This window comes from Winogradskyella echinorum (genome assembly GCF_014297365.1).
Taxonomy (GTDB): Bacteria; Bacteroidota; Bacteroidia; order Flavobacteriales; family Flavobacteriaceae; genus Winogradskyella; species Winogradskyella echinorum.
The window spans coordinates 246,890-270,024 of sequence record NZ_JACOQD010000001.1; the positions used below are offsets into that span (position 1 = coordinate 246,890).

Sequence of the window (23,135 nt, forward strand, 5' to 3'; positions counted from 1 at the left end):
ATGGGACAGAGTTCGAACTTTTTAAATCAGGATATAACCCTAATCATCATTAATAAATTTAAGCACCAGTGTAAACTACCTTAACTATCGGTTTCTAAAGACTTGATGGTTTTGTTGAATTTATCAATATCTTTAAAAAATTGACCTCCTATTTCCATAGCCAATCTATAATAGGGTAATATTATATTAGGAAAGCTCTTCTTCTTGTATGGATTTTCTTCGGCTTCCATTTGATCCTTTTTAAAATCACCCTATTTAAGAAGTAAAATTGTTGCTCGACGCAAAGTTTTAGGATCTTGTTTCTCTCTTATCATATCTACAAGGTTAAAGAAGTCCTTATCGTTTTTTACAATGTTCTCTTTGCTTTCATAACGTTTTAGCTGGTCGTCTATTTCTATTTCCTCGATACGAGCCATATTCATTTGGATATTACGTCCTGACCAGAATTTGTATTCTTCATCATACCAAATACCAGAGTCGTGAAGTTTACCATAAAGGCTTACAGAATCTTTTATTCTAAATCCCTTGAGTCCTTCATCTAAACCAATAATTGTTGCCTTACATGGGTTAGGGAAATAAGCGTCTACAATCTTGTCTTCATTATACCCATTCCACAAATCCCAATAGCACTTTTTAAAAGCATCAAATAATAGTATTACTGCTTCTACTTTGGGATAAAAGAATGATGGAATATCAAAAGACATTTTATTCATCCCATCTACTAACATAGGTTCTGTATCGTGCATAACGTATTCATTCTCTTCTATAGAATAAGCTGAATGAAAAAATGAATTTCTGATTTCCTTAAAATGAACAGTCTCGTAAAAGTTAATTAAACTTTGCTTCTCGGTATCTGCAAACAATTCCATTAAGAAATCTTGCTTTTCCCCTATACCTAATAGTCTTTCGTATTTACGAGTTTTCCAAAAAAGATAAGAAGATCCTTTATACCCAAGCGTGATACGACAAAGGCTACCTATCATATTATAGAAATCACTGTTTTCAAAAAATGTTGAATATAGCTGCAAACCCATTCTCGCTTTTTCCTTGCCTTCTAGTTCTCTGTATAACTTCGTATAAAAAGGGATAGCATCAAAAAATTCTAGTAAATTGGAATTAAGGTTTTGTGAACTTATACCCTTATAGTTTATAAGCGTGAGTACGACATCGAACTCACTGGTTTCAATAGCTTGTTCAAATAATTGTTCAATTTCTTTTACTGCGTGTAACATAATGGATTGCAAATCTTAATGTCATAAGATAACAAGGAATACTATAATAATCTTAATTTTTATGCTTAGTCAGACGCCTATCATAATGAATTTCTTTTAACTTAGTAAGCTTAAAATCATTAAAATTAACCAATTATAGATTTCGATTTAACAGACATACACTCATCATACTCCAGCTTAATACCTAAAAAAGTTGAGGGCATAACGATTTATCTTTTACACAAAAAAGTTATTGAAAAGCAAATCGATAAACATTTTAGTTATAAAGAAATAGAGAGATGTATAAAAGAAGCATCTGAGTTGGACTTAAAGGCTACACCTCATACGGATGCAATTGTAAATGGTTTACTAAAATACTATTTAGAACATCCCAGAGAGGAACGTTTTAAATACGCATTGACTGATTTTGCGCAAAAGTTTATAAAACTCATAGATAACAGGCTTTATAGTCCTTATGCTAAATTCCCCTTACGTGATACATTCAAAAAGCTTGCAGATTTCGAAGCTATTGAAATTATTACTATAGATGATTTTAATAGGTGGTACGAATTTAATTTTGAAGGAAACAGTGGCACCGTAATCCTTGACCATTTAGAATCACTTAAAGACTATGTAAACAGAGCTATCGAAGAGCTTAATGCATATATTAACCAAGATGAGGACTCAGCGCTTGAAACAGCTGAAAATGTTTCAGTTTTATTTGAAAAAATCACAGCTAAAAGTGATGAAATAAAAGACACGTTGCTCATAAGTAATAGGCTAGACGAGGAAATAGAAAAAGTAGTCACTTATTTTCTTGAGAGGAAAAATAGCCTACCTGATTTTAAAACGAACGAACAACGCGAAACGCATAAAGTTTTTAAGGAAGACTATAATACGTCTGTATCGATAAAAAAGAAGGTAGATGAATTTTTTGTCGAAGTAGAATATAAATTAGGTCAGCTTTTAGATAGGTCTGCATATGCAAGTACGCAGCTAATTACTGTTCAAGATAACTTTAAAAACAAATCTGTAATTAGAGTAAATTTAAAGCGATTTTTAAAATTCACATTGGAACAAGCAAGCTTTTCAAAAAAAGAAGGTGTCAAACTACCTGTGATATTCCCCATCAAGTCTATGGTAGCTGAGCGTTTTAAACACATTGGGCTTGAATATTACGAAGAATTTGGAATCCAAAAGAGCTATGTGATTAAGCCTCAGATCAATCAGAAACATCTGAACTCGCAGATGCTTAAACTTAATGAAGAATTAACTAGACAAGAAAATACTGCAAAATGGATTAGTCATTTTAAAGAGCGTTTGCTTCAGAATGAAGAAATCGATTTTAGTAAACATTTTTATGATATCGCTGCAAAAGAGAAAGACTCCCTTATTGCACTTAAGGTGGGATTTGAACTTATAGCATTTGCGAGGCAAGATAATGAGTACAAAATTGAAATTGATAGAGAATTACCAGAGTCCTCAAAATCAGAAAATATAGCATTATGGAAGATGAAAATAATAAAAAGATAAAACACAATTTTACTTTTTTAGAAAATTCTGATGTACAAGAGCACTTTGCAGACTTAAACATAGAATTACTCTCTGGAAGACACATACAGAAAGACCGTTTCTATCTATATAAATTACTTAAAGATTATTATAACGAGTTATCATTCTATTATGAAAAACTCTATGGTCTTGAGCTGATAATAGAAACCAGAGAGAATTCTAAATACTATTATGTTGACTATCCGGAAGATTCCAAAGGAGCACTTTCTCATACTTCTCGCCACAAAAAATTAACTCCAAAACAAACATTAGTAGGCATTATTTTACTCAATATGTATTACGAGAAATATTTTGAAAATAAAAAAGAAGTACGTTTCGTTGATATAAAAAAGGAGATTAAAGAAAGTGACAATAACATTTTGTACAAAAAACTTTTCTTCAATAAAGTGCAAGATGATTATACTGAGGGAGACTGGTCTATTAAAGTGATTAAGCCGTTTAAGAGTGTTTTAAGGGACTTTAATAAGTTAGGTTGGATTACTAACTTAGGCATTGAAGATGGTGAAGAAATTCATTTTGAATTGAGAGAGCCCATAATCAGATTCCAAAAACTATATGAAGATGAAATTACAAACTTCACTCAATTCAGTGAGAAATACCTTAGTCAGATCCAATGATAGAATATCCAAGAATTTTTTCCTTATCCACAGTCGGAGTTAGACAGCATTACAATCAGGACTATTTACTACATCGTGTAAGAACGGATTTTACCGGAAACAATGGTATCGGTAAATCATTAATCGCAGATTTATTTCAACTCATTTTTATAGGTCAAAAGAGCAAAATAAATTTTGGAACAGAAAGTTTCAAAAATAAAGACAGGCACATACACACTTTACCTTACAAAACTGACGATGCCTATGTATTTATCCACATAGAATTTAAGGAAGGAGAGTTTATAACTATAGGAACCAATATTGGTAATAAGCGCAGTAGGCCATTAAAATCCTTTTGGATTCTCAATCAGGCATACAATGAAAATGATAAAAAAGAACTCGAAGCACTTTCTCTAAATGCTGATCAGCTAGCTTATAGCAAAGATTTTTTGAAAGATGGTCATTTCCTACCTATACAGCAGCTTGCAAAACACTTAAGAAATAATAAAAAGGGCTACTTAAAATCCTTTACAGACTTAGATGATAAAAAAGATTACTATGAGTTTTTATATAAAAATGAATTAATTCCTATTAATCTTGCCATCAATGAAAACCTTGACGCTTTCGCGAAAGTGATACAATCCTTTTCAAAAGCTAATTCATTAGATACCGAAAGCGATAAAATCTTAAAAGATTTCTTATTTGAAAATAGCCTTGAAACACTACAGTCCAAATACAAGTCGAACAAAGAGAAACTAGAAAAACTTATAGATGAGTACAATGAGCTTGATGAAGATATAAAAACGATTGAGCTCAAACAAAAAGTATTGGGCAACCTAAAAGAGCTACAGCTACTAAAAGATACGGCGCAGATAAATTATCTCACTGCAACGTATCATTTGAACTATGAGAGCTATGAAAAAGTTGCTTCTGAATATGATTCAACAGAAAAAAAGATCAAGGACGAAACAAATAAAATCGATATACTCAAAAAGGCACTTCCAGAAGTAAAAAAAGAAATGAAATCAATGGAAGAAGAACATCAATCCTTTTCCAAAGCCCTTAAACCTTTCAATGAGTATAAGGATGTTTTAAAAGAAAGATCGCAACAATTAAAAAACCTTGACGCGCTTCAAAAAATAGAGCTGCCTACTATTGATCATTCCAATATTTATGACATAAATATCGATAACTATGGTAACGACTTAATTATTGAAAAAATCGAAAATTTAAACGGCGTAATAGATAAATATGAAAGTATAGAAAATTTAAGAAGTAAAACTCAATCACAAATTGAAAAAATAGACCTCTATAAGTCCGAAAAGAATAAGAGCTTGGATGAATTGCAAACACTACATCGAATTTTAGATGCTGGTGATGAAGGTTCATTAATAGCTCAAATCGTAAAAGAAGGGAATAATTTGACGAAAGCACAAGAAACCGTTCTATTTGGATTACTTAAAAAAGTGTCTTGGAAAGAACCTGATAACCCAATAAGGGACTCGCAATTTACAACTGACATCACTCTGATAGAAGAAGCAAATATTAGAGAAGATAAAGTCAATTCTGGTTACTGGTTTAAGGTCGGCAAACTACAGACTTTTGTCCCTTACTCTGAAGAAAATCAAATTTTTGCAGACACTTCTGAAATGAAGGATGCTAAAGCTAAAAAACAGATAGCATTAAATAATGAAATTGCATCGATTCAAGCCGAACTTATAGAGATTCAGAAATTTGAGCAGGGAGATTCCTATGATTCATCTTTGATTGAGGCTTTAAAGAATATTAATAAAGATTTGAAAGATTTTTCTCTTTATGAATCCTCGAAAGAAGGGATGAGTATATCAAAAAAACTTGCTTCAAAAATCACAAAAGATAAGGATAGTCTCACTGCCTCATTTAATGTGCTAGAAAATCTAAGATTACAAATACCGATTCTAATTACAGATGAAGATATTGATGTTCAATTATCTTCCTTTTCTAAACAAGTATCAAGTAAATATTCAGATTATCAAAGGCTAGAATCAAAGCATAAGACATCTAAAGGGACAATAAAACAAAAGGAGGAAAATTTAGAAACTTTAGGAAAACTTCTATCATCCTTAAAAAAAGATAGTAAAGAGACTAAAGTAAAATTTGAAAATTCTCTTGATTCTTTCAAAAAGCAGTTTAGTGAACTGAATATAGAAGAACTGGAATTACTACATTAGACTAGACATTAAGTTGAGAGAATTTGTTTGCTAGTTATTATTTTAGCAATTATGAGAAGTAAAGCAAAACATTACACATTAGAATTTAAGCAAAAAGCTGTAGAACTAAGTTATGCCAAAGACAATGTAAGGCAAGTATGTGAAGACTTAGACATTATTCCATCCGTGCTTTATCGATGGCGAAAAGAGTTAAAAGACTACGGTAAAAACAGTTTTCCAGGTCGAGGTAAGCCCAAAATGACTGATGAAGAAAAGGAGATAGACCGTTTACGAAAAGCTTTAAAAGAAGCTGAATTAGAGCGTGATATTTTAAAAAAGGCGATTGGCATCTTCTCCGTGAGCGACAAGAAAAATATAGGTTTATAAAACAACACCTTATGAGGTTTCCTGTTGAGGCGATGTGCAAAGTATTAAAAGTAAGTAAAAGCGGTTATTATTTCTGGTTACGATCGGGGCCAAGTAAGTTGTGGATAGAAAACCAAAAGATAAGCTCTCTTATTAAAACCATATTTGATGTTAGTTTTCAAAGCTATGGTGCTCCAAGGATAAAATCAGAGTTGGAAGCATTAGGGTATAAGGTATCTAAACCTAGAGTAGCCCGTATTATGCGAGCTAATTATTTATTTGCTAAAAGAAAGCGGAGGTTTAAAACAACCACGGAGAGTAGCCACAATTATCCAATAGCTCCTAATTTACTCAACCAATGCTTTGATGTTAAGCAGAAAAACCAAGTTTGGGTAAGTGATATCACTTATATTCAGACCAAACAAGGCTGGTTATACCTCACTGTAATTATTGATTTATTTAACAGAAAAGTGGTTGGATGGTCTTTAAGTGAAGACCTCACTGCAGACAACACTATTGTAAGAGCTTGGAATATGGCTATAAAGAACACAACTTTGCTGGAACCTCTGATTTTTCATTCTGATAGAGGTATACAATATGCTAGTCAAAAATTCACCTCTATCATTAAAAACTATGATGGCCTAGTTAAGCAATCTATGAGTCGTAAAGGAAACTGTTGGGATAACGCGGTGGCAGAATCCTTTTTTAAATCCTTAAAAGTAGAATGGGTATATAGGCACAATTATAAACGAAAATCTGAAGCTGAATTATCTATCTTTCAGTGGATAGAAACATGGTACAATAATAAACGAAGACATTCCTTTTTAGGGAACAAAACTATCAAAGAATTTGAATTAGATATGTATAATCATGAACTAGCAGCTTAGTCATTCAACTAATTGTCCAGTTTTTTGTTGCAAGTCCAAACTTTCATTTTAAGTTCAGGGATATTGATTGATTAAATATATAAGGAAGTTATTTTATCAATAGATGTCTTTGTAAAGCTGTTATTATTCCAGATATTCTTTATGAGACTAGAAGAAAAGTTTTTCTCTTTGTTATATTTCACAAGTGTTTCAAGAGCTTCTAACCACTCTGGAGCTTCACTCGCTAAAAATCCATTTTCTCCATTGTTAATCCATTTCTTAACTGGATAGTGAGATGATGCAATTACAGGAATCCCAAACGTTGAAAGCTCCATAAAAAGCTGATGGTTTTGATGCCTATTAAAAAGACATTCTAAAGCAGGTAGTAAAACTCCATCGAGTTGTAAGCTGTTCAACTTTTCAAAATAATCTAAGAATGAAACGGTAGGATGTATTTCTACTTTATAATCTTTAAAAAGTTTTTCTACTTCCCATACAGAATAGGGCTTCCCGAAGTAAATAAACTCAATTTGATCTCCAAAAGTTTTTCTCATTTTAAAAAGAACTTCCTTAAGAGATAGCAAGTCTTCTTCGGTTGGTTTTATCAAACCTATACGCAGTTTCTTAGATGCGTTTTTAGATAATGGTGGCATTTCTTCATAGCCATATCTCGAAACTAAACTGGGAAGGTATTGCACAAATGTATTTGCATTTTCTAAGCGGTTGTCAATGAATCGCTGCAAGAACTTTTGAAAAGTTTCATTTGCAACAGTCACGATATCCATGAGACCCAAATTATTTTCAAGACTCTTTAGCTTTTCTGTTTTCAGCTTTCGCGAAAGCGGAATTGAAACAGGTATTGCAAAATAATTTCTGTCTAAATCCATTACCAATTGAACCGAGGGATTAAGCGTTTTAATGGCCTGCATCAAATAGCTGACATCACTAAACAGTGAAGGGAAAATAATGTAATCTGCCCAGGCAATTAAACGCTCATCCAGCTGATTTACAAAATCAGAGAGCTTCCTCGAGAAGTCATTAGTCTCGATACTGGTAATAATCGCCTTATGCGTATCTGTTTTATTGATTTCTAATGCAGGTGTTATCATCCTGTAATAACCTGTCGCATTGAGTTTGGGACTCACATAAAGCAGATGAATTTTATCATCTGCCTCTATGTTATATCGCTTGTCAAAAATGTTTTTAGGATTGAGCCTTGTTTGTAATTCTTTGATTGTCCTCATTACGTAGTTTCAAGTGATTTCTCAATGCCTTCATAAAACTTGGCGATACGCTGTCCAGTTGTTTTGTCATATATCTCAATGGTACCAGCCAGCGGACCATATTGTTTTATCTTTTTTCTGAAACGTTCCATACCAGTTTCTTTGCTGCGTGTTCTTGACAATTTATGCTTCCAATCTATTGAATACATTGTTCTTACGTTACCGTCTTTAAACCAGACAATCATTTTTGTAAATGAATCTTGTCCTAGTTTCCATCCTTTACTTTGTGCCATTATTTGAAATATTTAATTAGTGAATTAAGTGGGATTTGTTTGATGAACTCTTCATTTTGAAAAGCCCTAACCTGGACTTTATCGTCCTTGAGATGAATCCAAATACGGACGCTTTCTTCATCAATGCGATTCGCTTCTGCAAACTCTTTCAGGTATTGTTTGATGCTGAAGGCTACTTTATTTTGTACGTTATCCAATTGTGCCAATTGCTCTTCCATAAAGAAATATGTGAGCTCTTGTGTAGGTATAGCGCTTACAGGTTTACTTTGGTTATAGAGAAATGAGCGTATGATGTGATCTTTTTGAAAAATCCTGATGTAGAGTCGATCCTTTGGAATTTGAAGTCTGTTGGAAATGTAGTTGGTGCGGTTAGTGATATTTTTAGTTACCATCTTTTCGTAACCAAAAATATCAACCGTCAAATCGGTTAATGCACCTTTGAGTTTTTTGCTCAAAGACGCATCATTTTTTTTAAATGGGTTCATTTTTTAAGTATTAAGTTGTAAATATTTGTGTGCAGAATGATTCAAAACAGAAGCGTGAAAAGTGTTCAACAACTCTGGTTGACCTAATTTGCTGATTCTGGTTTCGCAAGATCTAAATAGCTCAAGTCGAGGTTTTTGTTTTGCAGTTTCTTTTTTCTCATTGTTGAGAAAACGACGAATTTGGGCTTGTAAAATCAGTTTTAACCGAACCTCGTACTCTCTTTTCTTCTGCTTTTGGTACCAGATTCTCGTTCCTGTAAAACCTGATGGATTTTTTGGGTCAAAGTATTTGTCTGGAAGCTGGACGTATCGTTTTGTTGGGTCTTTTGCAAGGTATTTTTGTACAATTCCTAAGCGACTTATATAAACTTCGTGAACGTTTTGTAATTGTTTGTCAGAGACAGGCTCGTACCACAAATGGAGCAGTTTCAGCGCGGTTTCCTCTTGACTTTGAGTAAGATAATGATCCTTGTAGATGGTGTTTCGCGCCAGTTTCCAGAAGGACTTGACATAAAATGATAGGGAAGCGGAACGAGCCTGATCAACGCCTGAAATTTCGGCGCTGGTTTGATCTGTGGCTCGTGATTTCCGCTCTATTTCCCCTGCATCATTATTTTTTTTGGGGTCTATTTTTCCTGTGTATCCTGTAAAAGTGTTACTAGTAGCGTTGCGTGACTCATAACCGTTCGTGAGTGGTGACGAACTCGCTTTAGTCTTCAACTTATCAACGCCTATTATTATATTATTTATGTAACCATTGTTACTAGTATCTGTATGAGGACAAGTTGTCGTTTTAATATTTTTAAAAAACTGATTATCAGTAGTTTTTGATTTTTCAGTTTGAAGCGCTTTTTTAGGCTTATTAACGGCTTTTGCACCACCTATTAACAAGATGTTTGGGTTGATAAAAAGCTCGTATCCAGAGTTGGAACCGTGCCATATCTTTTTAGTGATGATATTAGCTTCTATAAGGCGTTTAAGATGTCGCTGGATGGTTCTTGTGCTTGCTTTGGCACGTTTTGCCAATTGCACGTTATTCGTCTTTAATGGAGGTAAGTTCTGTAAATCTATCGCAGCTATACTGTTTGCCTTCAGTAAGGATATAGAATAAATCTTGATGATCTCTTGAGTGGTTAAGATCATTGCCTGTCTTATATGCGAAGAAAGGTCTTTAGTGCTTGCATTATGCTGGTTAACGTAACCTTCTAAAGCATTAAATGCGGTTGAGTATTGTATGATGGCCATTGTTGAGACAATAGCCAGTAATCAGCTTTTTTGCTGTCTGTACTGGTAATTTGAGTGAAGTGCCCGTTTGAGCATCTTAATTTTTAAGCCTCGTTGAATAGTATCTCTGTTCGTTTCTTAATAGAAGATCGCTTTTCTTCTTTTTCTTCAATAAGATCAAGACACAATTCATAAATAATTTCTACACTACTGGGTCTGATAGATTGTAGTCTAAAAAACTTGGTAATCGTGGGACGTGATAATTGTGTTTTGCTCTTTATGACGTTCACGGGACTATCATAAAGCTTCTCCATCCTGAGAACCACCTTTTTAATATCTTCTGTTAGGTACATTAATTAAATATTTAATAAATTAATTGACAACATATTGTAAATAAAATGCAAATAAAACATCATTTATACTTTATTTGATGCCAAATATACTTAATATTGCATTTCAATTAACATAATAATCTAAAATAATGTTGTTTTAAAAACAATAAAGTAAATAACGTATTGATAAATAGATAGATATAGATGAAAGAAAATCCCCAGTATGACGAGATAGATCTCAAATTTGTAAATGCAGTAGATGAAGTGATTGCTGTGAATTCTGAATTAGGCATTAAACCCAACAATGATAGCTCAATCGGCAAAGAGGTATATCCCACTAATAGAAGTATAGTTTCTGCAGTAAGAAGTAGATCCAAACATATTCCGCATTTAGCTCTCATCAATTTTGCTAAGCGTTTTAATGTGGATATGAATTACTTCTACAATGAAACACCGTTACAATATCAGCCACCAACTATCACAAATATTACTGTAAAGAAGAACGGAATAAGTAGTACAGGAAATAATGCTACTAACATTCACGCGGGTAAGGGAAAGATAAAAGGGATTAATAATGCTGAGGCTGGCTCAAAAAACACCTTAGTAGAAGTTGTCGAAGTCAATACAATGATTAACAACTTTATATCTCAAATAGATGGTGAACGAGTAAAACAGTTCTTGACTATTATATCAAAAATACAAGTGGAGAGCAAATCTTCATCTGAAAAATTAGAACGTATTTTAATTGAGAAATCAGAAGAAATAAAAGAAATGCGTATTTCATTTAAAGAAGAAATGGGAGAGCTAAGAGAAGAGCTTAAAGAAACGCGTGAGAAACTTGATATTTCTCTTAAAAGAGAAGTGGATTTATTGAGAGAGCTATTAAACGAAAGGAAATGAGCTTAATTATAGAAGAGAAGGATTCAAAGTCATTAGATGATTTTAGTCCAGAAGAACTTCGGTTAATTGAAATGACAAGAAATCAAAAGTTTCAATCATTGAGAATCGTAAAACGTGACGGTCGAATAGATATGATTGAAGGAGTTGAACGTATTGAGGACAGAACTAAAATAGTAGATATCCTTAAACAACACGATTATCAGAATATTGAAATTAAGCAAAGCGATGGCAGAATCGTCTTGATTAACAGAACAGTAAAAACAAAGGTTAAGTAAACCAATTAAAGCAACTGAGTATAGTCATCGGAAATACCGAAGCTATACCACGAGATCATAAGGATCACTATTTCAGATTCAACTGTAACCAATAAGTAATGGAGCGATTGATAAGAAAAATAAGATGTCTAACTCAATTGCAGTAGAAGAAAAACCTACTTTTAAGAAATATGATGCTGAATGGCTTCAAAAGTTTGATGGCTTCGAAGATTATTCAGATAAGAAAGCAGAAGAGACAATAAACCAATTAGAAGAATTTGCAAAAGTACTTTGTGAGCATCTTCAAAATAGTAGTTAAGCATATGAAAGACCAAACAATATTTTATCAGTTTGCCAAAAAAGGTAAAGGACAAAAATTACGAACAGATGGTAAAGCTGTTATATACACAAGAGTATCTACCAAAGAACAAGCAGAGAACAACGCCAGTTTAGAAACTCAATTAAAGTACTGTAAGGAGCTTGCAAATAAAAAAGGACTTGAGGTAAGTGAATATTTCGGAGGAACCTATGAGTCAGCTAAAAGTGATGAGCGTAAGGAATTTCAAAAGATGCTTAATTATGTAAAGCGAAGAAGTAACGTAGGCTATATCATTGTCTATTCTTACGATAGATTTTCAAGAACTGGAGCAAATGGTGCTTACATAAGTGATCAGTTAAAAAGACAAGGTATTGTCACAATATCAGCTACCCAAGAGGTCGATACTTCTACAAGTGCAGGATCATTCCAACAAAATCTTTATTATATGTTTTCTCAGTTTGATAATGAATTGAGAAGAGATAAATCTGTGTCTGGAATGCAAGAGAAACTTCGCAAAGGACATTGGACAGGCGCATATCCGTTTGGCTACACAAATGCCAATCCAGGAAAAGGAAAAACTCCCAAATTTGTTATTACTAAAGAAGGAAGGCTATTGAAGCAGGCTTTCTTGTGGAAAGCAAACAGCAATATGTCTCACGTTGAAATCGCAAATAAATTACAGGAGAAAGGGCTTAAAATAAATGATAAGAGATTGAGCGTTTTATTTAGAAATCCATTCTATTGTGGACTTATAGTTAATAGCCTCATACCAGGAGAAGTTATTGAAGGCAATCATCAGCCTATGATTACTAAAGAGTTATTTCTTAAAATTCATAACCTATTGAATACAGGAACTGAGACCAGAAAATACTGCGTAGATGATGAAAACCTGCCTCTAAAAACTTTCCTGAAGTCCACAACTTGTGGAACTCCTTACACAGGGTTTATCGTAAAGAAAAAAGGGCTCTACTATTATAAGAATCGTCGTAAGGGAAGTAAGGAGAATAGAAGTGCTAAGAAACTACATCAAGAGTTTTTAGAGCTTTTAGAGACCTACAAGCTAAAGGATAAGAAGTTTGTAGCACCATTAAAGGAAATGGTTTACGACACTTTTGTAAGTATGAATGAAGAAGCCATTAAAGAGACCAAAGAACTATCAAGTGGTATAGTCGCTATTGAAATGAAGTTAGATCGTTTAGAAGAACGTTATGTTTTTGAAGAAATAAATAAGTCTCAATATGATAGATTCAGAACTAAGTTGGTAGCAGAAGTTAATCAAAAAAAGAAAAATTTATCAAAACATAGCTTCGATAGTTCAAACCTTAAGAAGTCGATAAATATTGCATTGAAGTATGCACTCAATCTACCGCTATTATGGAGTTCAGGAGATATTGAAGTAAAAAGAAAACTTCAATATATGGTCTTTCCAGACGGTTTAGGGTATGACTTCAAAAACAAGAGAGTTCAAACTTTTAGAGTGAACTCTATTTTTGCTCAAATCGCCTGTTTATCAGATAAGTTAGGAGAAAATAAAAACGGGAACTTTCAAAATAATATTGAAAATTCCCGTTTAGTGACCTCGACAGGATTCAAACCTGTAACCTCTTGAGCCGTAATCAAGTGCGCTATTCAGTTGCGCCACGAGGCCTTTTAATTGGGATGCAAATATACTACATAAATTAAAAACCTACCAAACAATTTATTTCAAAATTGTAATTGTTTATTTTTGAGTCATGATTTCTAAAGAAACCCTTCAGCAATTTAGTTATTTATTTGATGATACCATCATCAATGATATTTCTAATATTGCACAATTAAAAACGTTCAAAAAAAACGATATTATTATTGATATTGGGCAAGACCTAACGCATATTCCAATACTTATTGAAGGTAACATCAAAGTGCTTAGAGAGGATAATGATGGTCACGAATTACTATTATATGTCTTAGAATCGGGTGATACCTGCGCAATGTCTTTAACATGTTGTATGGCTAAATCTATGAGTAAAATACGTGCCATTGCAGATGAAGATGTTAAAGTCATTATGATACCGATTGCTTATATGACTAAGTGGTTTAATTCTAATGAGAGTTGGAGAAGCTTTATCCTAAATAGCTATCAAGTTCGTTTTGATGAAATGTTAGAGACTATAGATACGCTTGCTTTTATGAAAATGGATGAGCGATTATTTAAATATCTTACAGATCATGTAAAACTAACCGCATCAACTAACTTAGAAATTACACATCAAGAAATTGCGGAAGACTTAAACACCTCTAGAGTGGTTATTTCTAGACTTTTAAAGCAATTAGAACGCGAACATAAAATTGAATTAGGAAGAAATAAAATTACAGTTCTAGACTTTTAGTAACTTTTGTAACCTTAAGTATACGTTAGAGCTCTATTTTTGCATCAAATTAAAACTATGGAATATATAATACTACAACCTTGGCCTTGGTATGTTTCTGGACCACTTATAGCAATTGTAATGTTTTTGCTACTATATTTTGGCAGAACTTTTGGCATGTCATCTAACCTTAGAACACTTTGTGCAATTGGCGGAGCAGGAAAACGTGTAGCATTTTTTAAATTCGACTGGAAAAGTCAGAGATGGAACTTAGTTGTAGTACTTGGTGCCATTGTTGGAGGCTTTATTGCACATAATTTTTTATCTAACCCTACAGATATAGCACTTAGTCAAAATACGGTTGAAGATTTAAAAATACTCGGTTTTGAAAATATTGGACAAAGTCTCTTACCACCAGAACTATTTAGTTGGGACGCAGCTTTTAGCATAAAAGGGTTATTAATATTAGTAATAGGCGGTTTTCTCGTAGGTTTTGGAACACGTTATGCTGGTGGTTGTACTTCTGGACATGCCATTACAGGCCTAAGTAGTTTGCAATTGCCATCACTAATTGCTGTAATTGGATTTTTCTTAGGAGGCTTAGTTATGATTCATCTTATTTATCCAATACTATTTTAAATTATGGGAAGGTATATTAAGTTTTTTTTAGTCGGTATTTTCTTCGGAATTGTATTGGTAAAATCCGAAGCAGTTTCATGGTATCGTATATTTGAAATGTTTAAGTTTCAATCGTTTCATATGTATGGTATTATAGGAACGGCAGTTGGTACAGGTATTGTGTTATTATTACTCTCTAAATTTATAAAGGTAAAAACAGTTGAAGGCTCACCACTAAGCGTACCTTTAAAAGAACGCGGTTTTACAAGATATATCATTGGTGGCACAATTTTCGGGCTCGGTTGGGCACTTTGTGGTGCTTGCCCAGGACCTATGTATATTTTAGTAGGTACAGGCGTATTCACTATTCTTATAGTTATTGCAGCTGCATTGCTAGGGACTTACACTTATGGCATACTAAAAGATAAACTACCTCATTAAATGGAAATGACTGAAATTTTAGGGTATTTTGGAGCATTAATTGTTGGATTGGTCCTAGGGCTTATTGGCGGAGGTGGTTCTATTTTAACCGTTCCAATATTAGTTTATTTTTTAAATTTTAGTCCAATAGTAGCTACAGCTTATTCTCTTTTTGTAGTTGGTAGTGCTGCATCAGTTGGTACTCTAAAAAACATAAGACATAATTATATAGACTTTAAAACTGCGATTGTTTTTGCAATTCCGTCCATCATTACTGTTTTTATGGTTCGGAGTTTAGTTATCCCTAATTTACCAGAAATTCTCTTTTCTATTGGTAGTTTTAAACTTACCAACTCACTGTTTATAATGCTATTATTTGCAGTTATAATGCTATTGGCTGGTTGGTCTATGATAAAGTCTAAAGAAATCCAAGATGAAACTGTAATTAAAAAATTTGATAGCAACCACTATTTCGCAATTGGCACACAGGCAATTGGTATTGGTCTTTTAGCAGGATTGGTTGGTGCTGGCGGTGGTTTTTTAATAGTACCAGCGTTAGTGCTCATTGTAAAGCTACCTATAAAAAAAGCAATAAGCACTTCTTTATTTATAATAGCTATTCAATCTTTAATAGGTTTTTTAGGAGATATAAAAACTTTAGATATAGATTGGCATTTTCTATTATCTTTTACTGCTATTTCTATTTTAGGTATTTTTATAGGTCTGGCAATTTCTAAAAAAATTAGCGCTAAAGGTTTAAAAAGAGGGTTTGGATATTTCACTATAATTATGGCTGTTTATATCTTATTTAAAGAACTTTTTTAAAAGCTTTATGATAATTATCACATTTCAAAAAAGTGAAGTTTTGTAACTTTGCATCACTCAAAAAATAAAAAAATGAAGATTGAACAATTATATACAGGATGTTTAGCACAAGGAGCTTATTATATTGAGTCTGAAGGGGAAGTTGCTATAATCGATCCTTTACGAGAAATTCAGCAATATATAGATAAGGCAAAAACGAATAATGCTAAAATCAAATATATTTTAGAAACGCATTTCCATGCAGATTTTGTATCTGGCCATGTAGATTTAGCGAAACAAAGTGGCGCTACTATTGTTTTCGGTCCAGGAGCATCCACAGATTATGATATACATTCTGCAATAGATGGAGAAGAACTTAAGTTAGGAAAAGTAACTATAAAAGTTTTGCATACTCCTGGTCATACTTTAGAATCTGCTACGTATTTATTAATAGATGAAGATGGAAAAGACCATGCTATTTTTTCTGGTGACACTTTATTTTTAGGTGATGTAGGTAGACCAGATTTAGCCATAAAATCTGATTTAACAAAAGAAGATCTAGCTGGCATGTTATTCGATTCGCTTCGAAATAAAATTATGCCTCTAGCAGATGATGTTATAGTTTACCCAGCTCATGGTGCAGGTTCTGCTTGCGGAAAAAACTTAAGTAAAGAAACCGTAGGTGTTTTAGGTGAACAAAAGAAAACCAATTATGCTTTACGCGCAGATATGACCAAAGCTGAATTTGTAAAAGAAGTGCTCGATGGTATTGCTCCACCTCCACAATATTTTGCAAAAAACGCTATGATGAATAAAATGGGTTATGATGCATTTGATACCGTATTAAAAACTGGTGATGTTCCGCTAAGTCCTGAAGAATTTGAAGCCTTAGCCAATCATGAATCTGCGTTAGTTTTAGATGTAAGACCACAATCTGACTTTATAAAAGGACACATCCCAAATTCAATATTTATAGGATTAAATGGTAGTTTTGCTCCTTGGGTCGGAGCTTTAATCACGGACATTAAGCAACCTATTATATTGGTAATACCCGAAGGAAAATCTGCTGAAGCCGTAACAAGATTATCTAGAGTTGGCTATGACAACACACTAGGCTATTTAGAAGGCGGAATGGACGCATGGAAAGCATCTAGAAGAGATATAGAAACTTTAGAATCTATTTCTGCTGAAGAATTTGCCAGCAGAGCAAAAGCTGCTGATATAAACATATTAGATGTGCGTAAGGATGGAGAATACCAATCTCAGCATTTAGAAAATGCACAACACTTCTCTCTAGATTTTATAAATGACAAAATGAATGAAGTTAGTAAAGACAAAACCTACTATGTACATTGTGCTGGTGGTTATCGTTCCGTAATTGCAGCTTCCATTTTAAAAGCTAGAGGATTCGATAAGCTTATAGATATAGCTGGTGGTTTTGGTGCAATAAAAAATACAGATTTACCAACTACAAATTTTGTTTGTCCATCAACATTATAATTATGAAAAATACCATACAAATACAAAACCTAAAATGTGGAGGTTGTGCAAATACAATAGTAACTCAGCTATTGAAGCTCGACGGTATTTCTGAAGTTAATGTAAATAATGATACCGACGAAGTAAGTTTTAATGCAATTGATGACACTAAAATAGACTTAGTAAAAGAAAAATTATCTCATTTAGGATATCCAATTGTTGGTGAAGCCAACCCATTACCTAAAAAGGCAAAATCTTTTGTAAGTTGTGCGGTTGGTAGAATGACTAAATAGTCATTAATTTATTAAAAAAAAGCCCACTGTGAGTGGGCTCTTTTTTTGTTAAATAATTTCAGCACTTAGGCCAGCTTGTAAAAGCTTAGAACATCGTGGTTCTAAGTCCTCGTAAGAACCAGTTTTTACTGTACACTTTCCTTTGTAATGTACTAATATTGCACATTGCTCTGCTTGTTCTGGCATATGGTCGCAAGCATATATTAATGTATCTATTACATGATCGAAAGTATTTACGTCGTCATTAAATAATACAATTTCATTTTGGTTTAATAATTCTTCTTCAAGAAGTAGCTCTTCAGAATATTTTTCTTTTGTCATTGTTTTAACGGATTTGAGGAATCTCGGTTAATAGCTTACTAATACAAGCCTATTACATTTTACAAACTTATAAAAGCTTTACTAATTTATAAATTTTAACGAAACGCGCGACCATTTTTGTATAGTTTCCTTAAATTTTAACATGTGTTTGTTAAATTATGAGTTTAATCCAAGCATTTCTTTTCAAAAAAAAAGATATCAACGCTTATTGGATTTTATTATTTAATTGGCTTAAAACTGAGAAAACACAAATGGACTGTTCAAAAATATTTAAACAGTCCATTTTAAATTAATCTTTTAAAGATAAATTAATTATTTGCAATGATAGCTCTTAACAAGATCCTATAAATGTCCAGCCACCACTTACACGCTCATATAAATTACCAAAATAGGTTACACGCGCACCAATAGGATAACTAACACCACTTTGCCATTCTGAAACTCCAGCACAAGGACTTGAACTAGCAGGATACATAGCTAGTAAAGCTGTTATATCATTACTATTGAAGTTTCCGCTTACACTTGTAGAAAAACAAGCTTGCATAACAGAAGATAAATCTCTGCCTGTTGGAGTACCAGGTATATGTACTGCTCCATCTGAACCAGAACCTTCGTTACCTTGTGCAGAAGAAGGACAACTTAAACGGTCGAACCAATCTGAATGACGAAAACCGATAGAATGTCCTATCTCATGCGTAATTACATGTTCATTTACGTTAGTAGAAAATTGCTCAATACCATAAATCTGAACAAATTTATTTGCCTGACCACTAGAATTTGGGAAACCAGCAACTCCACCTGTTCCACCAGGTGTATTAACAGAGTTATCGTATACAACCATATCTGCAGCTTGGTAATTTGTACCAAAGGTTAAATTAAACTGCAAAGTCATATTATTAATATTATTGTAGTTAGCAACTGCTCTAGTTAATGCTGTTTGTGCTTTACTAGATAATGCTTGGCTTCCACCTGTATATCCTAAAATATTAATAGTTTGATTATTGCCTGTTACTAGATTGAACGTTCTATATTGTTTTTCGGAGCTAGAATGCGCTTCAATTAGTTTATTTAACTCCTTTCTTGTAAAACTAATATCACTACCAATATAGATTCTCTCTTCTACTGCACCATCTGGAAGGTGAAAATCTCCAACAGACACAATTCCTGCATCAATATCTAAGGATTTTATTGAATTAATTAAATCGGTATCAGTAATTAAGGTTCTACTCCCTAATTCATTCATATTTATAATAACTTCTTCCTCTAAACTGAGAGTTTCATCTTGTACATTATCTTTTTCACAAGCTGTGAACATAAGTCCAAATATTGATAAGGCAAATGCCCAATATTTAATTGTATTTTTCATTTTAAATGTGTTAAAATTAATGATTTGTTTTAATCGCTTACGTAAACTAAGGCGTAGGTTGTTCTAGGCTAATATTAACATGAATATCAACACAAAATCACTACAATTAAAATAATATTATTTACATCAAATATACGATGAAACTATAAGATAGGATTACGGGAAAACCGCATATTTTTAATTTTTTATGATAATTTATCATAATAAATTACGATATAATCAGTTTTTAGACTGTAATTTTAAACATTACTTAAAATAAATTTTACAGCTAACCAACGGTTTTTTAGAATTTTATCATTAAAAACAAGTCCATTGTCAAGACATTTTGATTTAATGATTTCTAGATCTTCTACATAAAAACCGCTCAAAAAGAGGATTCCATTTTTATTTAGATGATTAGAGTAAGTAGGTATATCTGCCAACAATATATTTCTGTTAATATTGGCAATAATGATGTCGTATTTTTGATTCTGAAGAAGAGATACATCTCCTTCGTATACTGAAATATGCTTGCAATTATTTCGCTTAACATTTTCTAGACTATTGAGATAACACCAATTATCTATATCAATAGCATCTAGTTGAGTGGCTCCTACTTTTTCTGCTAAGATTGCCAAGACACCTGTACCACATCCCATATCTAAAACAGACTTTCCATTAAAATCATTCTTCAAGATATGCTGAATCATCATGTGTGTAGTTTCATGATGACCTGTACCAAAACTCATTTTGGGCTCTATAACTAAATCGTACTTGGTGTCTGGCTTATCATGAAAAGGAGCTCTTACGGAAACTAGGTCGTCTACAATTATTGGATTAAAGTTTTTCTCCCATTCCTCGTTCCAGTTGGTTTGTTCTATTTCATTAAACTCATAAGTTATTTTAAACTCATCTGAATTTAATATTTGAATATCTTCTAAGATATTGTCATTCCAATCGTCCTTTTGTATGTAGGCCGTAACACCTTCTTCGGTTTCTACAAAACTTTCGAAACCAGCATAACCAAGTTCTGCAATTAGAATTTCAGAACCTGGTTGTAATGGTTCTATCTTAAATTCGTATCCTATGTATATTGAGTCTGACATGTAGCCTATTTAGACTACAAAGTTAAAGGTAATTTTTAAAGTTAATGCTTGATCTGTATTTTTTATATGCATTTACAATAGCTGCTTCTCTATGGCTATTTTAATTATCCCTACACTATTTTTGGCACCTAGTTTACTCATAATATTCATACGATGTGCTTCTACCGTTTTTGGGCTAATAAAAAGTTTTTCTGAAATTTCTTGAGTTGTTAATTCCTCGGAAATTGCTTTTAAAACCTCCGTTTCTCTACGCGTAAGTTTTGGTTGAAATGCAGCGTCTTCTTGCCTGCCTAAAGACTGATTTAGGATTTTTTTCTTAATGGATTCTTGAAGATACTTCTCACCCTTGTAAACGGTATCTATGGCTTGGAGTAATTCTTCTTTATGGGCATTTTTAAGTAGATAACCATAAGCACCATGATCTAGCATTCGTTTTACAAAGGATACATCTTCGTGATTTGTAAGTGCTATGATCCGCACTTTTGGATATAGCTTTGTAATGGTTTTTGTTAATACAATACCATTAATATCGGGAAGGTTAATATCTAAAAACAGAATATCTGGTTGTGTTTGTACTAATGCATCTAAGGTGCTCTGTCCATTTTCTTGAATAGAAATTACTTCGATATGTTTTTCATCTTCTAATAGGAACTCTATTCCTTTTAGCACAACAAAATGATCGTCTGTTATTGATACCTTAATAGTCATTAAATCGAGTTTTATCCATAAATATGTTTACAAAAGTACCTTCACTATTAGACGAAATATCCATCTCACCATTTAAAAACGATACTCTATGTTTTAAATTAGATATGCCTATGCCATCCGATTCTGTATTCTCAAGGTCAAAGCCAGTTCCATCATCTTCAACAGCTAACTGTATGCTATTATCTCTAATACTCAATTGTACATCAATTTTACTAGCATTAGCATGTTTAATGCTGTTGGTTACTAACTCTTGAATAATTCTAAAGATATTAATTTCTACAATCTTAGGGAGTACAACGTCATCACCCAAATAATTAAAAGTAATCTTTGGTGGATGTATATTATTCATATTAGTACAATAATCTGATGTAGCCGTTTGCAAATCAAAATTCTCTAAAGCAGGTGGTACAAGGTTATGAGATATTGCTCTTACTTGTTCGCACGATTTATCTATCATAACTACTGCCTCTTTTATGGTTTTATTATTAAGTTCTAGCAATGTATTTAGTTTATGCTTTATGGCAGATAAATCACCATTTACACCATCGTGCAACTCTTTAGCTATTCTAAATCGCTCACGTTCTTCACCTTCAATTAACGACTCTAAGGAATTAATTTGAGCTTCATTCTTTAAGACTAATAACTCTTGGTTTTTTCGTCTTTGTCGCTGTTTATAATACATCCAAAGACCAATCATAGTTATTAGAGAAAAAATAGCTATTGCAATTGCATAATTTGTTTGCATCTTTCTTTTTTGAAGTTGGCTTTCTTGTTGTTCTAATTTAAGTTTCTGAACCGTAATTTCGTTGTCTTTATTTTTGGTTTCAAATTGCTTTTCTAGTCTATTTATTTGCTTTATATGGTTTTCATTTTTCAATGAATCTGAAAATATTTCACTTAAATTTTTGTATTCATAAGCCTTTTTATAATTACCCTGTGCTGCATTCATCAAGGCTAATTCTAAATATATCTTTTCTTGTAGTTCTTTAATATTATTGGCTTTTGCAAATGCTAATGCTTGTTCTAAATATGTCGTGGCTTGAGTGAAATTTGAAGTTTTAGAATATGCTTCACCTAAATTTCGAAGCAAGTCTGCTCTATAGTATTTTTCATTCAAACTATCATTTAATTGAAGAGCTTTAAGATAAAATGGAATTGCCTTATTGTATGTATTATTTAGCATGTGATATTCTCCAAAATTTCTCGCTACAAAAAAATCGAGTCGCTTATTTGAAACTTTTTTTGAAACACTATCTGCTTTCTGAAAAAACGACAATGCTTTAGGTAATTGATCTAATTTAGAATACGCCAATCCTAAATCTCCGTAAACCATGCCGTTTTGCTCAATATTTTCATTAGGATTAGTTAATAATGCTAATTTTAAATATTCTAATTCTTTATCATGTTGACCGATACTACTAAAAAGTGACGCTAAATTTTGATATGATCTTGAAGCATTTACACTGTCTTTTGTACTTTTAAAAATGTTAATTCCGTTAATATAATTTTCCACCACCTTATCATACTCTCCATAGAATTGGTAGGTATTTCCTAAATTAATATAAGTGGCCGCAATCCCCTTTTTATAGTTTAATTTTTCTGCAAAAGGCAATGCTAAACGGTTATAATATATAGCAGAATCATAAACCGCTAAATCGTTAAACACAATGGCTACATAACTGTTAGCTCTAAAACTACCTAAATCAAAACCGCTAGACTCACTTAATCTAGCGGCTTTTTTATATGTTGCAATTGCTTTATTTGGTGTTTGTGCTTCTTCACTATATCCTAAATCTAGTAGCGAGATAATTTCTATACTATCTGCGGATCTTTCAGTAGGCTTTTCTTGAACAGCATACATTG

25 protein-coding genes and 1 tRNA gene are annotated in these 23,135 nt (G+C 32.7%); 14 read left to right on the top strand and 12 right to left on the bottom strand.

The window, feature by feature from the left end; genetic code table 11:
* Positions 1-80: 80 nt before the first annotated feature.
* Together H8K90_RS01080 and H8K90_RS01085 are read right to left on the bottom strand one after the other, a co-directional pair.
* Complete coding sequence (locus H8K90_RS01080) at positions 81-230, bottom strand: hypothetical protein (protein ID WP_186844092.1); 150 nt, start codon at positions 228-230, stop codon at positions 81-83.
* 21 nt (positions 231-251) lie between these two features.
* Positions 252-1,232 (bottom strand): hypothetical protein, encoded by a 981-nt coding sequence (locus H8K90_RS01085; RefSeq protein ID WP_186844093.1) that lies wholly within the window; start codon positions 1,230-1,232, stop codon positions 252-254.
* A gap of 300 nt (positions 1,233-1,532) precedes the next feature.
* Between H8K90_RS01085 and H8K90_RS01090 the strand changes: the two genes are divergently transcribed.
* The 4 genes from H8K90_RS01090 (at position 1,533) to H8K90_RS01105 (ending at position 6,821) form a co-directional block, all read left to right on the top strand.
* The gene (locus H8K90_RS01090; RefSeq protein WP_186844094.1) at positions 1,533-2,744 is read left to right on the top strand and encodes a hypothetical protein; all 1,212 of its coding nucleotides are present in this window, start codon (positions 1,533-1,535) and stop codon (positions 2,742-2,744) included.
* The gene (locus tag H8K90_RS01095) at positions 2,717-3,400 is read left to right on the top strand and encodes a condensin complex protein MksE (RefSeq protein ID WP_186844095.1); all 684 of its coding nucleotides are present in this window, start codon (positions 2,717-2,719) and stop codon (positions 3,398-3,400) included. Before H8K90_RS01090 ends, H8K90_RS01095 begins: the two co-directional genes overlap by 28 nt.
* Positions 3,397-5,589, top strand: a complete 2,193-nt coding sequence (locus H8K90_RS01100; protein WP_186844096.1) for a hypothetical protein — start codon at positions 3,397-3,399, stop codon at positions 5,587-5,589. Before H8K90_RS01095 ends, H8K90_RS01100 begins: the two co-directional genes overlap by 4 nt.
* 27 nt (positions 5,590-5,616) lie before the next feature.
* Positions 5,617-6,821 (top strand): IS3 family transposase gene (locus H8K90_RS01105; protein WP_186844097.1). Its coding sequence is split into 2 segments (ribosomal slippage): positions 5,617-5,899 and positions 5,899-6,821, totalling 1,206 coding nucleotides; the frame shifts between segments, so codons are not numbered across the junction.
* A 71-nt stretch (positions 6,822-6,892) separates the two neighbouring features.
* Here the strand turns inward: H8K90_RS01105 and H8K90_RS01110 are convergent.
* From H8K90_RS01110 to H8K90_RS01125, 4 genes are all read right to left on the bottom strand, one after another.
* Positions 6,893-7,945, bottom strand: a complete 1,053-nt coding sequence (locus H8K90_RS01110; protein WP_315970262.1) for a glycosyl transferase family 2 — start codon at positions 7,943-7,945, stop codon at positions 6,893-6,895.
* A 98-nt stretch (positions 7,946-8,043) separates the two neighbouring features.
* Positions 8,044-8,316 carry a hypothetical protein gene (locus H8K90_RS01115; RefSeq protein WP_186844098.1) on the bottom strand — a complete coding sequence of 91 codons (273 nt, stop codon included), beginning with the start codon at positions 8,314-8,316 and terminating at the stop codon, positions 8,044-8,046.
* Positions 8,316-8,801 (bottom strand): hypothetical protein, encoded by a 486-nt coding sequence (locus H8K90_RS01120; RefSeq protein ID WP_186844099.1) that lies wholly within the window; start codon positions 8,799-8,801, stop codon positions 8,316-8,318. Before H8K90_RS01120 ends, H8K90_RS01115 begins: the two co-directional genes overlap by 1 nt.
* Positions 8,802-8,804: 3 nt before the next feature.
* Positions 8,805-10,046: a replication/maintenance protein RepL gene (locus tag H8K90_RS01125; protein ID WP_186844100.1), complete on the bottom strand. Its 1,242-nt coding sequence runs from the start codon at positions 10,044-10,046 to the stop codon at positions 8,805-8,807.
* Between the two features lie 515 nt (positions 10,047-10,561).
* Between H8K90_RS01125 and H8K90_RS01130 the strand changes: the two genes are divergently transcribed.
* From H8K90_RS01130 to H8K90_RS01145, 4 genes are all read left to right on the top strand, one after another.
* Positions 10,562-11,257: a hypothetical protein gene (locus H8K90_RS01130; RefSeq protein WP_186844101.1), complete on the top strand. Its 696-nt coding sequence runs from the start codon at positions 10,562-10,564 to the stop codon at positions 11,255-11,257.
* Positions 11,254-11,532 (top strand): hypothetical protein, encoded by a 279-nt coding sequence (locus H8K90_RS01135; RefSeq protein ID WP_186844102.1) that lies wholly within the window; start codon positions 11,254-11,256, stop codon positions 11,530-11,532. Before H8K90_RS01130 ends, H8K90_RS01135 begins: the two co-directional genes overlap by 4 nt.
* A 124-nt stretch (positions 11,533-11,656) precedes the next feature.
* Complete coding sequence (locus H8K90_RS01140; RefSeq protein WP_179022108.1) at positions 11,657-11,830, top strand: hypothetical protein; 174 nt, start codon at positions 11,657-11,659, stop codon at positions 11,828-11,830.
* A 4-nt stretch (positions 11,831-11,834) separates the two neighbouring features.
* Positions 11,835-13,439, top strand: coding sequence for a recombinase family protein (locus H8K90_RS01145; RefSeq protein WP_186844103.1), 1,605 nt, complete (start codon positions 11,835-11,837; stop codon positions 13,437-13,439).
* Here H8K90_RS01145 and H8K90_RS01150 read toward each other — a convergent pair.
* A tRNA-Arg gene (locus H8K90_RS01150) sits at positions 13,405-13,478 on the bottom strand. The genes H8K90_RS01145 and H8K90_RS01150 overlap by 35 nt on opposite strands.
* Before the next feature lie 85 nt (positions 13,479-13,563).
* Between H8K90_RS01150 and H8K90_RS01155 the strand changes: the two genes are divergently transcribed.
* From H8K90_RS01155 to H8K90_RS01180, 6 genes are all read left to right on the top strand, one after another.
* The gene (locus tag H8K90_RS01155) at positions 13,564-14,199 is read left to right on the top strand and encodes a Crp/Fnr family transcriptional regulator (protein ID WP_186844104.1); all 636 of its coding nucleotides are present in this window, start codon (positions 13,564-13,566) and stop codon (positions 14,197-14,199) included.
* 57 nt (positions 14,200-14,256) lie between these two features.
* On the top strand, positions 14,257-14,817 hold the full coding sequence (locus H8K90_RS01160; protein ID WP_186844105.1) for a YeeE/YedE family protein: 561 nt from the start codon (positions 14,257-14,259) through the stop codon (positions 14,815-14,817).
* A 3-nt stretch (positions 14,818-14,820) separates the two neighbouring features.
* A complete protein-coding gene (locus H8K90_RS01165; protein WP_186844106.1) occupies positions 14,821-15,237 on the top strand; it encodes a DUF6691 family protein in 417 nt (138 codons plus the stop codon).
* Positions 15,238-16,041, top strand: a complete 804-nt coding sequence (locus H8K90_RS01170; protein WP_186844107.1) for a sulfite exporter TauE/SafE family protein — start codon at positions 15,238-15,240, stop codon at positions 16,039-16,041.
* Between the two features lie 72 nt (positions 16,042-16,113).
* Positions 16,114-17,520: an MBL fold metallo-hydrolase gene (locus H8K90_RS01175; RefSeq protein WP_186844108.1), complete on the top strand. Its 1,407-nt coding sequence runs from the start codon at positions 16,114-16,116 to the stop codon at positions 17,518-17,520.
* A gap of 2 nt (positions 17,521-17,522) precedes the next feature.
* Positions 17,523-17,792, top strand: coding sequence for a heavy-metal-associated domain-containing protein (locus H8K90_RS01180; RefSeq protein WP_186844109.1), 270 nt, complete (start codon positions 17,523-17,525; stop codon positions 17,790-17,792).
* A gap of 48 nt (positions 17,793-17,840) precedes the next feature.
* Here H8K90_RS01180 and H8K90_RS01185 read toward each other — a convergent pair whose 3' ends face one another.
* The 5 genes from H8K90_RS01185 to H8K90_RS01205 all read right to left on the bottom strand — a co-directional run bounded on the left by H8K90_RS01185 (position 17,841) and on the right by H8K90_RS01205 (position 23,133).
* Entirely contained in the window at positions 17,841-18,113 is a 273-nt protein-coding gene (locus tag H8K90_RS01185; RefSeq protein WP_186844110.1) for an ATP-dependent Clp protease adaptor ClpS, read from the bottom strand.
* 331 nt (positions 18,114-18,444) lie between these two features.
* Entirely contained in the window at positions 18,445-19,479 is a 1,035-nt protein-coding gene (locus tag H8K90_RS01190; RefSeq protein WP_186844111.1) for a M57 family metalloprotease, read from the bottom strand.
* A 239-nt stretch (positions 19,480-19,718) separates the two neighbouring features.
* Complete coding sequence (prmA, locus tag H8K90_RS01195; RefSeq protein WP_186844112.1) at positions 19,719-20,564, bottom strand: 50S ribosomal protein L11 methyltransferase; 846 nt, start codon at positions 20,562-20,564, stop codon at positions 19,719-19,721.
* A gap of 72 nt (positions 20,565-20,636) precedes the next feature.
* The gene (locus H8K90_RS01200; RefSeq protein WP_186844113.1) at positions 20,637-21,272 is read right to left on the bottom strand and encodes a response regulator; all 636 of its coding nucleotides are present in this window, start codon (positions 21,270-21,272) and stop codon (positions 20,637-20,639) included.
* A complete protein-coding gene (locus tag H8K90_RS01205) occupies positions 21,262-23,133 on the bottom strand; it encodes a tetratricopeptide repeat-containing sensor histidine kinase (protein ID WP_186844114.1) in 1,872 nt (623 codons plus the stop codon). Before H8K90_RS01205 ends, H8K90_RS01200 begins: the two co-directional genes overlap by 11 nt.
* Positions 23,134-23,135: the final 2 nt, after the last annotated feature.

Bases quoted from the DNA above. Each gene is read 5' to 3' on its own strand.
- H8K90_RS01170 (WP_186844107.1), top strand. From the start codon at position 15,238: ATGGAAATGACTGAAATTTTAGGGTATTTTGGAGCATTAATTGTTGGA.
- H8K90_RS01135 (WP_186844102.1), top strand. From the start codon at position 11,254: ATGAGCTTAATTATAGAAGAGAAGGATTCAAAGTCATTAGATGATTTT.
- H8K90_RS01115 (WP_186844098.1), bottom strand. From the start codon at position 8,316: ATGGCACAAAGTAAAGGATGGAAACTAGGACAAGATTCATTTACAAAA.
- H8K90_RS01145 (WP_186844103.1), top strand. From the start codon at position 11,835: ATGAAAGACCAAACAATATTTTATCAGTTTGCCAAAAAAGGTAAAGGA.
- H8K90_RS01120 (WP_186844099.1), bottom strand. From the start codon at position 8,801: ATGAACCCATTTAAAAAAAATGATGCGTCTTTGAGCAAAAAACTCAAA.
- H8K90_RS01080 (WP_186844092.1), bottom strand. From the start codon at position 230: ATGGAAGCCGAAGAAAATCCATACAAGAAGAAGAGCTTTCCTAATATA.
- H8K90_RS01185 (WP_186844110.1), bottom strand. From the start codon at position 18,113: ATGACAAAAGAAAAATATTCTGAAGAGCTACTTCTTGAAGAAGAATTA.
- prmA (WP_186844112.1), bottom strand. From the start codon at position 20,564: ATGTCAGACTCAATATACATAGGATACGAATTTAAGATAGAACCATTA.
- H8K90_RS01130 (WP_186844101.1), top strand. From the start codon at position 10,562: ATGAAAGAAAATCCCCAGTATGACGAGATAGATCTCAAATTTGTAAAT.
- H8K90_RS01200 (WP_186844113.1), bottom strand. From the start codon at position 21,272: ATGACTATTAAGGTATCAATAACAGACGATCATTTTGTTGTGCTAAAA.
- H8K90_RS01095 (WP_186844095.1), top strand. From the start codon at position 2,717: ATGGAAGATGAAAATAATAAAAAGATAAAACACAATTTTACTTTTTTA.
- H8K90_RS01180 (WP_186844109.1), top strand. From the start codon at position 17,523: ATGAAAAATACCATACAAATACAAAACCTAAAATGTGGAGGTTGTGCA.
- H8K90_RS01190 (WP_186844111.1), bottom strand. From the start codon at position 19,479: ATGAAAAATACAATTAAATATTGGGCATTTGCCTTATCAATATTTGGA.
- H8K90_RS01165 (WP_186844106.1), top strand. From the start codon at position 14,821: ATGGGAAGGTATATTAAGTTTTTTTTAGTCGGTATTTTCTTCGGAATT.
- H8K90_RS01160 (WP_186844105.1), top strand. From the start codon at position 14,257: ATGGAATATATAATACTACAACCTTGGCCTTGGTATGTTTCTGGACCA.
- H8K90_RS01140 (WP_179022108.1), top strand. From the start codon at position 11,657: ATGTCTAACTCAATTGCAGTAGAAGAAAAACCTACTTTTAAGAAATAT.
- H8K90_RS01085 (WP_186844093.1), bottom strand. From the start codon at position 1,232: ATGTTACACGCAGTAAAAGAAATTGAACAATTATTTGAACAAGCTATT.
- H8K90_RS01125 (WP_186844100.1), bottom strand. From the start codon at position 10,046: ATGGCCATCATACAATACTCAACCGCATTTAATGCTTTAGAAGGTTAC.
- H8K90_RS01155 (WP_186844104.1), top strand. From the start codon at position 13,564: ATGATTTCTAAAGAAACCCTTCAGCAATTTAGTTATTTATTTGATGAT.
- H8K90_RS01175 (WP_186844108.1), top strand. From the start codon at position 16,114: ATGAAGATTGAACAATTATATACAGGATGTTTAGCACAAGGAGCTTAT.
- H8K90_RS01100 (WP_186844096.1), top strand. From the start codon at position 3,397: ATGATAGAATATCCAAGAATTTTTTCCTTATCCACAGTCGGAGTTAGA.
- H8K90_RS01205 (WP_186844114.1), bottom strand. From the start codon at position 23,133: ATGTATGCTGTTCAAGAAAAGCCTACTGAAAGATCCGCAGATAGTATA.